Below are 11,720 nucleotides of genomic sequence, written 5' to 3'. Positions count from 1 at the left end.
ACCATTTTTGCCGCGGTAGTAGGTGCCAACTCCAGTCGCACTACGCGCTCCTTACGCAGGCACCTACTACCGCAAAACCATACAACCAACTACAAGAACAGACAATCTATAAGACAGCATACAAGGGCAGGGGATGAGGGTGCTTGGCCGAGTCGTGAATGGTAAAAGTTTCCAGCAGAGTTTTTCTAGGCCGTCGTCTAGTTAGGCATTGATCCATTCTGAACTCCCCTCACCCCAACCCTCTCCCGCTTGCGGGAGAGGGGGCTGTTTTCACTCAATAAACAGCGTCGCCGGACATTCCAAATACCCGCGTATCGCCTGAATAAATTGCGCAGCATCCATACCATCGACCACGCGATGATCGAATGACGAAGATAGATTCATCATCTTACGCGCGACGATTTGTCCATTGCGTATCATTGGGCGTTCCACCATTTTATTCACACCTATGATGGCAACTTCAGGTGAATTGATGACGGGGGTAGAAACGATACCGCCGAGTGCGCCGAGGCTAGAGATCGTAATTGTCGAACCTGATAATTCCTCCCGTGTCGCTTTGCCTACGCGGGCTGCTTCAGCTAATCGTCCCATTTCATTTGCATTGCTCCACAGATCACGTGCTTCGGCATGGCGTACTACGGGCACCATTAAGCCAGTTGGCGTTTGCGCAGCGATGCCTAAATGTACGGCGGCAAATTGGGTGACTACGCCAGCCTCATCATCGTAGCGTGCATTGATTTGTGGATAGTCGCGTGCTGCTAAAACGACGGCACGCATCAATAAGGGTAATAAACTGAGCTTGCCGCGTTCTTTACCCCACTTTTGATTGAGTTGCGTGCGTAGTGCTTCGAGTTCAGTGACATCGACTTCTTCTACATAGGAGAAATGTGGAATGCGGCGTTTAGTATCCTGCATTTTCTGGGCGATTTTGCGGCGCAGACCGATGACCGGAATCGCGGTTTCTTCGTGTAGTTCGCGATAGCTATTACCGCCAGAAGCAATCGGCGTTGAGCCACGTGCAACATAGGCATCTAAATCGTCTTGCGTAATACGACCTGCTGCGCCAGTGCCAGCAACGAATTGCAATTCCACGCCCAGATCCCAGGCACGGCGACGTACCGCGGGGGAGGCGATGGGTTTTTCTCCATTGGCGCGCGCTGCGCTGGGAACGCTGCCGCTGGTCTTTGCTGCCGAAGTGGCCGAAGCAGTGACAGGGGCTTTTGCAGTGAGCGCTGCAGGTGTGGTTGGTTTTTCGGGAACTGGCGCAGGTGCGGTGGCAACTGCTGCAGCCTTGGCTGGAGCAAGAGCAGGCGCTACTGAAGCTGCATTCGCATCCACATTTCCAGCACCTTCGACTTCAATCCGAATCAATTCAGATCCCACCGCCATGACTTGACCCGCAGCGCCGCCAAGCGCCAGCACTTTGCCATGTACAGGGCTAGGAATTTCTATCGTTGCTTTGTCAGTCATAACGTCTGCCATCACCTGATCTTCAGTGATCATATCGCCGACTTTCACATTCCACGCGACTAACTCAACTTCTGCAATACCTTCGCCGATATCCGGCATTTTAATGACATGAATACCCATCTTATTTCTCCATCGCACGTGTGAATGCCGCGGCAACGCGGGCTGGACCAGGGAAGTAATCCCACTCTTGCGCATGTGGGTAAGGTGTATCCCAACCTGTCACGCGTTCGATAGGGGCTTCCAGATGGTAGAAACAATGCTCTTGCACGAGTGCCGTCAGTTCAGCGCCAAAGCCGCTGGTGCGCGTCGCTTCATGCACAACGACGCAACGACCTGTCTTTTTCACCGAGGCTAAGATAGTCGGCAAATCCAAAGGCCAGATGCTACGCAAATCGATGATCTCAGCATCGACACCACTTTCCGCCGCAGCCGCTTCAGACACCCACACCATCGTGCCGTAAGTCAGTACGGTCAGATCTTTACCTTCGCGGAAAACCGATGCTGATTCCAGCGGCACCGTGTAATAACCTTCAGGCACATCGCCCATAGGGTGCTTAGACCAAGGTACAACAGGTTGATCATGATGACCATTAAACGGACCGTTATAAATACGCTTAGGTTCTAAGAAAATCACAGGATCATTATTCTCTATCGAGGCGATCAACAGACCTTTCGCATCATAAGGATTGGATGGCATCACTGTGCGCAAACCACAGACATGGGTGAACACGGCTTCCGGACTTTGGCTGTGAGTTTGACCACCGTAAATACCACCGCCACACGGTGTACGTATCGTCAATGGCGCAGTGAAGTCACCAGCAGAGCGGAAACGCAAACGCGCTGCTTCAGAAACAATTTGATCGTAAGCCGGATAAATATAATCGGCGAATTGAATTTCGATAACGGGACGCAAACCATAAGCGCCCATACCGACTGCCACACCCACGATACCGCTTTCAGAAATTGGCGCATCGAAGACACGTGACTTACCGTATTTTTTTTGCAGGCCTTCGGTGCAACGGAATACGCCACCGAAGTAGCCAACGTCTTGCCCGAACACCACCACATCGTTATCACGTTCTAACATCACATCCATCGCTGAACGCAGCGCCTGGATCATTGTCATAGGCGTTGATTTTCCTTTAATGTCATTACTCATTGCTTCACTCATGATTAAAGCCCCAATTGTTGGCGTTGTTGACGCAAATGCTCAGGCATCTGCTCATAGATGTCCTCAAACATTTCTGCCGGACTAAATACATGGTTGTCTGCCAGACTACCGAGTGTTTCGGCTTCTTTCTGCGCAGCGATCACCATCGCCTCTAATTCTTTTTGGGTATCCTCATGTTCTTGTTCTGACCATGCACCTTGATTGATCAGGTACTGTTTTAAACGAGCGATAGGGTCGCCGAGTGGGAAGTGACTGGCATCATCCAAAGGACGATATTTGGACGGATCATCCGAAGTAGAATGTGGTCCCGCACGATAAGTAACCCATTCAATTAGCGTTGGGCCGAGATTGCTACGCGCACGTTCAGCTGCCCATTTGGATGCCGCATATACAGCGAGGAAGTCATTGCCATCCACACGTAAGGAGGCAATACCGCATCCCACACCGCGTGCTGCAAAAGTCGTATTCTCACCGCCAGCAATCGCTTGAAAAGTCGAAATCGCCCACTGATTATTCACCACATTTAAAATGACTGGTGCATGATAGACGTGCGCAAATGTCAGCGCCGTATCGAAATCAGCCTCCGCGGTTGCACCATCGCCTATCCATGCGGACGCGATCTTGGTGTCGTTCTTAATCGCCGATGCCATTGCCCAACCGACCGCTTGTATATATTGCGTGGCGAGATTGCCAGAAATCGAAAAGAAGCCTGCTTCTTTAATCGAATACATGACCGGCAATTGACGGCCTTTAAGCGGATCACCTTCGTTCGACATTAATTGGCAAATCAAGCCATGCAAGGGCACATCACGTGCCATCAAAATACTTTGCTGACGATAGGTTGGAAAGCACATGTCATCACGATTCAAGGCCATCGCTTGCGCCGCACCAATCGCTTCTTCGCCCAGGCTTTGCATGTAGAAAGACATTTTCTTTTGGCGCTGTGCGATCAACATACGCGAATCGAACACCCGCGTTTTCATCATCGCACGCATACCAGCGCGCAGGGTTTCTATGCTGATGTCTGGTGCCCAAGGACCGACGGCATTGCCGTGCTCGTCCAAGACACGTATCAGCGAGTAAGCGATATCGCGCGTATCGACCGGTGTGACATCCACTTCAGGGCGTCGCACTTCACCCGCAGGCGATAGTCGCAAATAAGAAAAATCGGTAGTCTGGCCGGGACGGCCGGTGGGCTCCGGTACGTGCAGACGTAACGGTTCTGAGTGTGGCATGAAAGTCTCCTTGCTCAATTGTATTAAGCAACATTAGGCAATAGTGGTCATATTGTTGCTGCATTTTTTGTTGTGATGCAGCATTTCTCTTGTTTAATAAGTTTATTTCTTGTGGAGATAAACTCGTTGAAAGCATTCTATCTTTCTGGCGCAAAGTATCCACAAATCACACATGCTTGGCAAGCAAGAGATGACGGTTTCTTGATCTGTTACGGCAAATTTTTTGATTGATTTTTCGCTCAAATTAAGATCATATATCTTGCTGCATTGCGACATTTTTTACCTATTTTGGTTTTCTAAATTCAAGTTGAGCACTGCGAAACTTTGTGATGCTCATGTACGAGTAAATCGCTTGAGTTTTTCTCTAACTCAGTTCAAGCTGAGATTAAGTGTTCAGCGTGGGTTTCCTTGAGTTGCGGTTTATACGCTTTGTTGGTGAAGATCAATGTTTTTCTGTTTTTTCTGAAACATATCAATTGAAATTTGATGCAGCTGCTAAACTTGATCAATGAGAAAATACCCCATTGAGGTTTGTGCAGTTCAACCCTAGTGCCAGCCGAAAGCGGAGATGTCGTCATGAAGAATGTTTTTCTGCTACCCGGAATAAACTTGATGCGACGATTAAGTTTATTCGGAAAATTTCTGTTACTGATTTTCTTTAACGCCTTGCCTTGTTGGCTCTGGTTTTGTGCCCAACCTGGCGCAACACAATTATTTGCGATGAATGCTGGGTTGAACTATTTGTTTGCGGCACTGTGGTGCATAGGCATTTACCTTAGCGTCGCGTTATATCTGAGTTTTTCGCAAGACCTTGCGGATATTAAATTGTCTGCCGAAAAACTAGCTCATGGTGACTTACGTTTGAGTTCGAAACTTGATGGCATTGATGAACTTGCTCAACTGATGCAAGAAATTATTAAGATCGCCGGAAGTCTTTCTTCTATCGTGGCGAATGTGCGTAGTGGTGCGGCGTACGTTGCGTATTCCGGTGCCAGCATCGCACGTGGTAATCATGCTTTGTCTGAACGCACTGAACAACAGGCATCAAATCTTGAAGAAACGTCTGCCAGTGTGGACGAGTTATCAACCGCCGTTAAAGATAGCGCCAATCGCGCAGGCACTGCGACAGAACAGGCAACACAATTGCGAAAAGTGGCGGATGCAAGTGCTGATGCGATGGAGAAAGCGATTATTTCTGTCGATCAGATTCAGCAAAGCACTAAGCAGATGGATGAAATCGTTAGCGTGATTGACGGTATCGCTTTTCAAACTAATATTCTGGCCTTAAATGCTGCAGTCGAAGCAGCTCGTGCCGGTGAATCTGGGCGCGGTTTTGCTGTGGTTGCTAGTGAAGTGCGTTCTTTGGCACAACGCTCCGCCGCATCGGCCAAAGAAATTCGTGGATTGATTGGCGCTTCATCTGAGCAAGTTGAAAGTGGAGTTAAGCATATTCGCGCGGTTGGCAGCAACATTGAACAAGTCGTTGGCGGTATACGACAGGTCGAATCAAATATGACGGTGGTGGCCAGTTCTAGTGCTGCGCAAAGTGCTTCTTTGTCCGAAATACGTTCGGCCATGCATCAGTTAGACACGATCACTCAATCAAACGCAGCAATGGTTGAACGCGCTGTCGGACAGGCGGACATACTGGAGGAGCGCGCCTCTGCATTGGTGAGTTTGGTCGATATGTTCCAGTTACAACAGGGATCTCCGATTGAAGCTTTGCAATTGGTAGAAAAGGCAATTGTCTATTATGAACAGGCTGCTACTGATGAGCAATTTTTGCAAGGCATCACCAAGTCAGCGCAGCAATTTAGTGATAGAGACATGTATGTATTTGCACTGGACAGGCGAGGGTATTATTTGGCGTTTGCGGGGAATGCCGCTAAGCTTGGTAGCCGTGTGCAAGATATTCCCGGGGTTGACGGTGCACGCTTGGTCGCAGCAATTTTTGCACAGGCTGAAATAGAACCAGGTTGGGTAGAGTATGCAATTACCAATCCGAGTACAGGTACGGTGCAAACTAAGATGTCGTATGTACGTATGCTCAATGATATGGCGATCGGATGTGGTGTGTATAAGAATTTTGTTGGACTATAACTGAGCCAAATTAAAGAATTTGAAGTCGATTGATTTTGAACCCGGCACATAATTTCAAATGCGCCGGGTCAGCAATACATAGCTTAGTCACGCAACTTATAAAACCACGCCCGCAAAAGCGAACATGGTGAAAAGTGTGTTTATGATGTCATGGAGTGGGAAATAAAATGTAGAAAATGGCTGAAAGAAAGTACTACAGAATATGTTTATTTTCTTCCATATTTGTCGATTCCGGCGCTTCATCTTTCAGCCAGTAACCGCTAGACATGAGCTGCTCACGCACCTGAGTCCGCGCTCTATGAAGCCGACTTTTTACCGCCTCCAAACTTAGCCCTAGTTGTGCCGCGACTTCCGGTGCGGTCAATTCATGTACGTCACGTAAGATGAGGACTTCGCGGTAGGGCGGTGTTAAGCGTTCTAAAGCGCGGGTCAAATCGAGTCGCAAATCGATGGGTATGCTAGGTTCGCAAGGAATGTCTTGTTCAAGCAATTCATCCAAAGCTTCGGTTGCCTTCTTGCCACGATATAAGCGATAACATTCGCGCTCGACAATACGAAATAACCAGGTCGTAAAAGTCGCCACCGTACGCAATGCACCTATCTTGCGATACAACTGCCATAGCGCAATTTGTACGGCATCTTCCGCATCTTCCGTAGTGGAACAAGTGCGTCGTGCAAACCGCTTCAAATCAGGCTGACAGACAGTTAAGAGATCAGAAATGGCGGCCTTGTCACCTTGGCAGGCGGCCTCAATTAGTTGCGGTTTGGTACGAAGCATATTAATTATCCAGATAACGGCGACCTACCATAGCACAGGCCGGGCAAAAGCCAACAAAGGCGGTGAGTACCAAAGTAGCAGCGGTGCCATACGCTGCCCAAGTCATGAACCCTTGGGTATAGCCGCTGAGTGCGGCGTAGGTGACCAAAGCAGCACTGCCCAGACGCAGGGCACGTTCCCAATGTGGGAGATTACGCTTTAAATGAAACATTTTGTAGTCCTTAAATAGATTGAGATGGATGGCATTCAAATTGAATGACACTGACCTAGAGGGGCCAAATTTCCAAAAGGATTCAATAGATTTAAAAAAAAATCAAAAAAATTCAAAAAAGCGTCATCGTTAGGCATATCAAGAATTTTTCTTGATCGTTTCCATGAGAAAAAGATCACAAGCCTCATAAGCCTCGGCATCAAGTGCTGCCACTTGAAACTGTATTTGCTTCAAACGTGCTAACTCCGTATGTATAAATGCCGAGATGGCAGGTATTTGATCTGCGACTTCCATTTCTCCACCAGCCATTTTCTTGATTAGCAAAGCATCGATCTCAGCACGTAAAGATCCATCAGGCAACAGTCGCTCAAGTAGACGATGAAATTCTATCGGCGGCATATCGCCAAATTGCTCTATCCAAAGGCAAGCAAAGATAGGTCGTAAGACGTACAAATATTTCTTTAGGCGTACCTGATCTTTTTGCAAAAATTCGCGCGCATTCGTGATTGCCATACTGACGTAGTGCTGAAAGCTTGCCTGTGGCTTGAAGAATATTTTCGCCAAATTTTCGTATTGGCTCATGACGAGATCATTGCGACGATAGAGTAGCGGTGACTGTAGCCATTCCATCAGCGCCGGGTTACTCTTGTGTAGTAGCTGCAGGCTTTTACGTAATTCCCAACCGTTGATGTCGAGCTCTCCCAGAGGATGCTGTTCTATGCCGGTTTCGATCACATCGCGACCAGCATGCACTTTGAAGTACCATGGCTCGCGATGCACGTAGATAAAACGCACATCCCAATCGCTATCTGGTGAAGCAAAGCCCCAAGCACGACTGCCCGATTCTATGGCGAGCAAGATGTTCACATTGTGCTTTTGTTCTATGCTCCTGAGGCGTTCTTGTATTACTGTGTGAACCGCTTCATCTTTCATTTTATTTTTCTTTCTGCACCTCCGCCCCCACCTCCACCAAATAGCAGTGTGCGTTTAATTTTTCTATCTTAAATACGACATTCAAAAACGCTTGAATAATTGCACAATTGGTTTTGAAATGTTCGCTGATAATATTGGTCGTGAATTTTCCACCAACCAAAGCCAGTGGCAGCACGAGTTGATCGGCAATGTGTTCACCCACCGCAGCGTCGCTAGCTAAGTAATGCTTCATTTCAGTACAAGCTTGTTGCGCCACGAATTCACTGGATTTAGATTTGTCGCCATAACTGGTGACGATCTCTGTGTGTTCGGTATTTTGCACATTTAAAACCAGTGCATTACCAACGCCATGTGAGTTACGTAAACCCTGATGTACTACATCTTCGGCATTCCAATTCAAATAGCGTCTGACTTCTGCTAATTGTTTGTCCGCGACACTTTGATCTAGATTAGCGATTAAGCATAAACCATGCTGGCTGATACGCTCACCACGACTTTGTAAGTCCAGCGCAGCTTGCGTGTGCCAAGGCTTAAGCTCTGCACGCAATTTTCCTCCGCCGCCAGGATAGAATCCATGTTTGAGCAATTCCAACTGTGCATGCACACCCATCTTCTGAATCGCTGGCAAAAAACTAAATTCTAAAAACTCAAATGAGGGTGACATCGGCACATGCGTACCGCCTTCAATAGTCACTGTGCTTTCTGCGTCGGCAAATAGTAAAGGCCATAAAATGGTTTGCAATACCAGAGCACAGCTACCTGCAGTACCAATCGCAAAAGCATACTCGCCCGCTTTAACTGGACCAGGTTTAAAACTAAGCTGCGTACTCCCCAGCGCATCTCCTTCCACCGTCGCGCCGGAAATCGCCTGCGCCGCACGAACGCAAGTCAAATGCTGACGCATCAAACCAGGCTTACTGCGCTTGGCGCGGATGTTTTTTAGTTGTACTGCTTGCTGGGTGATGATGGACAAAGCCAGCGCGGTACGCAGTATTTGTCCACCACCTTCACCTTGTGAGGCGTCTATTTGTATCATGTTTTAAATCTATTTTCTGTTGTCTTAAATAAGAAGCGAATTTCGTTTCCTATATCTCCGAGTGCATTGAGTTCATTGTCATTCAACCATGTTCTAATTTCTTGAAACTTCTCGTTGCTGATGGTTTGGTATAGTTGACTCCTAGACCAAGTCCGTAAGAAACTGTGCAATTCATTTTTAACTTTGTTCTTTGTGTCGAAATCTGCACACGATAGGAGCGCTGCATATTCGATGCCTTGCCAACCGAGTACAGTATTGGCATACCGAAGAAGTTCAGTGAAAAATATTGACTCATTTTTTCTTACTTCCGCCAAAGAGCGTAGTAGAGCCGTATCAAACAAACTTGATTCACGAAATGAAATTTGAAAACAGGTTTTCAGCATTTGAATGTCTTGATCGCGAATACAATGGTTTAGGTAGTGATTGATATTTTTTTTGTCGAGCTTGCAGAGTGTCTCAAGCGCTCGCCTTCTTACGCTGATATGCGAGAAATTCAAGACTGATAGACATAATTCGATTCCATCGGCTTTGTTTAATTCTCGCAATCCTTCAAGTGCAAAGAGCATTCTGGATATCGACAGCTTTCCCGTTAATGCATCATGGTATTCATCATATAAAAATTGCGGCACTTCTTTTGCCCAAAGCCGTCCCATCCAACGAATTCCATAGGATTTATCCCATATGGCTGTTTTGATGCAATCTACTTCATCTAATAACCCATTTCGTCTTAACTGTAAAAGCACCTCACGCCGCAACTGCATTAGTTTGATCTTTTGTAGTTGCGGTATAAAGGACAATAATTCGGACGCAGTCAATTTGCTTACTTCGCTACACATCGCATGTTTGATTGAGATATCTTTGCACTTTACTGCAAAGCTAATTTTTTCATACACATTCCAATTGAAGAATTGATTACATAGCTGCCAGCACAAAGCACCGATTTTGTGATTGCTATGTTCAATTGCTTGTAAAAGCATTATTTGATTGGCCGGATCAAATAGTCGTTGCTTTAAGGCCGCGATAATTACATCTGCAGTTGTTCTGCTTTGCCTTTGCAAATTCATTAGTGCTGGTAAAGCGACGAGTAATTCTTCGATGCTAACTTCGGTTAACCAAGCTAAAACAGTCTTTGTCGCAATTGCTCGATTTTTTTTAACATAGTCATTGAGCCTTGTAATCACTGCGTTAAATGATTGCTTATGGTCCTGTGCAACCAAAACCAACAAAGCAAACTCCCTTGCGTAGCCACTTCGATTGAATAGCTGCTTTTCGGCATCAGTCGGTGAAAGGTTTTGCATGTTTTCTTCTGTGACTATGCCGTTGTTGCGCCATGCTTCGAAATGATGAGCATAAGCAGAATCATCCAATGAGCAGGAATAAGTATCAAATCCTAACTCTTCAATGACTTCGATAGAAGTCAATTTGGCTTCCATTTTTCGTTTGATACTGTCTAACCAATTCATTGGACTCTCTCTAAAAATTTAACCCTTCACACATACCACTTGCTTTAAGACATACATCACTTCCACCAAATCCTTCTGTGCTCGCATAACCGCGTCGATATCTTTGTAAGCCATAGGAATTTCGTCGATCACTTCTGCATCTTTACGGCATTCCACACCTTCTGTGGCACGTTGTTGATCTTCTACCGTAAACAATTTTTTTGCCTTAGTACGACTCATCACGCGACCTGCGCCGTGACTGCAGGATTGGAAGCTTTCTTCATTTCCTAATCCGCGCACGATGTAACTTCTTGCGCCCATTGATCCTGGAATAATTCCCAGCTCTCCTTTTTTCGCCGACACTGCACCCTTACGCGTGACATACACTTCTTCTCCAAAGTGCGTTTCTTTTTGTACATAGTTGTGGTGACAGTTCACCGCTTCTAGGTGAGTTTCGAAAGGCTTGGTAATGATCTTACGTATGGCATCAATGACGTGTTGCATCATGATCTCGCGATTGGTCTTGGCGAATTTTTGTCCCCATCCTACCGCTTTCACGTAATCTCCAAAATATTTGCTGCCTTCTTCAAAGTAAGCCAAGTCTTGATCCGGGATATTGCACAAATGCTGCTGCATATCTTTTTTCGCCAACTCGATAAACATGGTTCCTATCGCATTACCTACACCACGTGAACCTGAATGCAACATGATCCACACGGCATCTTTTTCATCCAGGCAAATTTCGATGAAGTGATTACCGGTTCCTAAAGTTCCCAAATGTTTGTACTGATTGGTGTTCTTCAATTTGGGATAATCGGCGGTAATTTCCTTGAAAGTGCCTTCCAATGATTTCCAAGCTTCATCTACTAATGTTGGCGGTTTATCTCCCCAGGAACCCTTATCACGACCTCCCCGATTTGGTGTTCGTCCATGCGGTACAGCTTTTTCAATCGCGGCACGTAGCGGACCAAGATTATCTGGCAAATCTTTGGCGTTCAACGTGGTTTTGCAAGCGATCATTCCACAACCGATATCGACCCCAACTGCAGCGGGGATAATCGCTTTATGCGTAGGAATTACACTACCAATGGTGGAGCCTTTCCCCAAATGCACGTCCGGCATCACCGCTAAATGTTTGAAAATAAATGGCATTTTCGCGGTATTGATCAATTGCTGTTTAGCATCGTCTTCAACGGGTACACCTTCAGTCCACATTTTGATTGGCGCGGCGTTAGCTACTTCTAATAATTCGTAATTTTGTTTGTTCATGATTTAATTCTTTGTTCGTCTTTATTCTTGTAGGCTGGGCTAATAAGCCCAGCAATTGCTTGATGTTTCTTCGAG

At 46.5% G+C, this 11,720-nt stretch carries 10 protein-coding genes; 1 reads left to right on the top strand and 9 read right to left on the bottom strand.

What is annotated here, in order from left to right; genetic code table 11:
• Positions 1-270: 270 nt before the first annotated feature.
• Genes H8K55_RS03550 through H8K55_RS03540 form a run of 3 tightly spaced genes read right to left on the bottom strand, consistent with a single transcriptional unit; the run spans position 271 to position 3,876 of the window.
• The gene (locus H8K55_RS03550; protein WP_186940630.1) at positions 271-1,590 is read right to left on the bottom strand and encodes a dihydrolipoamide acetyltransferase family protein; all 1,320 of its coding nucleotides are present in this window, start codon (positions 1,588-1,590) and stop codon (positions 271-273) included.
• 1 nt (position 1,591) lies between these two features.
• Positions 1,592-2,629: an alpha-ketoacid dehydrogenase subunit beta gene (locus H8K55_RS03545; protein WP_230408468.1), complete on the bottom strand. Its 1,038-nt coding sequence runs from the start codon at positions 2,627-2,629 to the stop codon at positions 1,592-1,594.
• A gap of 14 nt (positions 2,630-2,643) precedes the next feature.
• The gene (locus H8K55_RS03540; RefSeq protein ID WP_186940628.1) at positions 2,644-3,876 is read right to left on the bottom strand and encodes a 3-methyl-2-oxobutanoate dehydrogenase (2-methylpropanoyl-transferring) subunit alpha; all 1,233 of its coding nucleotides are present in this window, start codon (positions 3,874-3,876) and stop codon (positions 2,644-2,646) included.
• A 576-nt stretch (positions 3,877-4,452) separates the two neighbouring features.
• Here H8K55_RS03540 and H8K55_RS03535 point away from each other — a divergent pair.
• Positions 4,453-5,976, top strand: a complete 1,524-nt coding sequence (locus H8K55_RS03535; RefSeq protein WP_186940627.1) for a methyl-accepting chemotaxis protein — start codon at positions 4,453-4,455, stop codon at positions 5,974-5,976.
• Between the two features lie 193 nt (positions 5,977-6,169).
• Here H8K55_RS03535 and H8K55_RS03530 read toward each other — a convergent pair whose 3' ends face one another.
• The 6 genes from H8K55_RS03530 to H8K55_RS03505 form a co-directional block, all read right to left on the bottom strand.
• Entirely contained in the window at positions 6,170-6,754 is a 585-nt protein-coding gene (locus H8K55_RS03530; protein WP_186940626.1) for an RNA polymerase sigma factor, read from the bottom strand.
• A gap of 1 nt (position 6,755) precedes the next feature.
• Positions 6,756-6,965, bottom strand: a complete 210-nt coding sequence (locus H8K55_RS03525) for a YgaP family membrane protein (RefSeq protein ID WP_186940625.1) — start codon at positions 6,963-6,965, stop codon at positions 6,756-6,758.
• Between the two features lie 138 nt (positions 6,966-7,103).
• Positions 7,104-7,898, bottom strand: a complete 795-nt coding sequence (locus tag H8K55_RS03520) for a nucleotidyltransferase domain-containing protein (protein ID WP_186940624.1) — start codon at positions 7,896-7,898, stop codon at positions 7,104-7,106.
• A 1-nt stretch (position 7,899) separates the two neighbouring features.
• The gene (gene rtcA / locus H8K55_RS03515; protein ID WP_186940623.1) at positions 7,900-8,934 is read right to left on the bottom strand and encodes an RNA 3'-terminal phosphate cyclase; all 1,035 of its coding nucleotides are present in this window, start codon (positions 8,932-8,934) and stop codon (positions 7,900-7,902) included.
• Entirely contained in the window at positions 8,931-10,397 is a 1,467-nt protein-coding gene (locus H8K55_RS03510) for a hypothetical protein (RefSeq protein WP_186940622.1), read from the bottom strand. Before H8K55_RS03510 ends, rtcA begins: the two co-directional genes overlap by 4 nt.
• A gap of 18 nt (positions 10,398-10,415) precedes the next feature.
• The gene (locus H8K55_RS03505; protein ID WP_186940621.1) at positions 10,416-11,645 is read right to left on the bottom strand and encodes an RtcB family protein; all 1,230 of its coding nucleotides are present in this window, start codon (positions 11,643-11,645) and stop codon (positions 10,416-10,418) included.
• Between the last annotated feature and the right edge of the window lie 75 nt (positions 11,646-11,720).

It is taken from the genome of Affinundibacterium flavidum (assembly GCF_014284175.1).
GTDB lineage: Bacteria > Pseudomonadota > Gammaproteobacteria > Burkholderiales > Burkholderiaceae_D > Undibacterium > Undibacterium flavidum.
This window is presented reverse-complemented; position numbering and strand designations above follow the sequence as displayed.

Excerpts from the sequence above, each read along its gene's own strand:
- H8K55_RS03550 (WP_186940630.1), bottom strand. The coding sequence starts at position 1,590 with ATGGGTATTCATGTCATTAAAATGCCGGATATCGGCGAAGGTATTGCA.
- H8K55_RS03545 (WP_230408468.1), bottom strand. The coding sequence starts at position 2,629 with ATGAGTAATGACATTAAAGGAAAATCAACGCCTATGACAATGATCCAG.
- H8K55_RS03540 (WP_186940628.1), bottom strand. The coding sequence starts at position 3,876 with ATGCCACACTCAGAACCGTTACGTCTGCACGTACCGGAGCCCACCGGC.
- H8K55_RS03535 (WP_186940627.1), top strand. The coding sequence starts at position 4,453 with ATGAAGAATGTTTTTCTGCTACCCGGAATAAACTTGATGCGACGATTA.
- H8K55_RS03530 (WP_186940626.1), bottom strand. The coding sequence starts at position 6,754 with ATGCTTCGTACCAAACCGCAACTAATTGAGGCCGCCTGCCAAGGTGAC.
- H8K55_RS03525 (WP_186940625.1), bottom strand. The coding sequence starts at position 6,965 with ATGTTTCATTTAAAGCGTAATCTCCCACATTGGGAACGTGCCCTGCGT.
- H8K55_RS03520 (WP_186940624.1), bottom strand. The coding sequence starts at position 7,898 with ATGAAAGATGAAGCGGTTCACACAGTAATACAAGAACGCCTCAGGAGC.
- rtcA (WP_186940623.1), bottom strand. The coding sequence starts at position 8,934 with ATGATACAAATAGACGCCTCACAAGGTGAAGGTGGTGGACAAATACTG.
- H8K55_RS03510 (WP_186940622.1), bottom strand. The coding sequence starts at position 10,397 with ATGAATTGGTTAGACAGTATCAAACGAAAAATGGAAGCCAAATTGACT.
- H8K55_RS03505 (WP_186940621.1), bottom strand. The coding sequence starts at position 11,645 with ATGAACAAACAAAATTACGAATTATTAGAAGTAGCTAACGCCGCGCCA.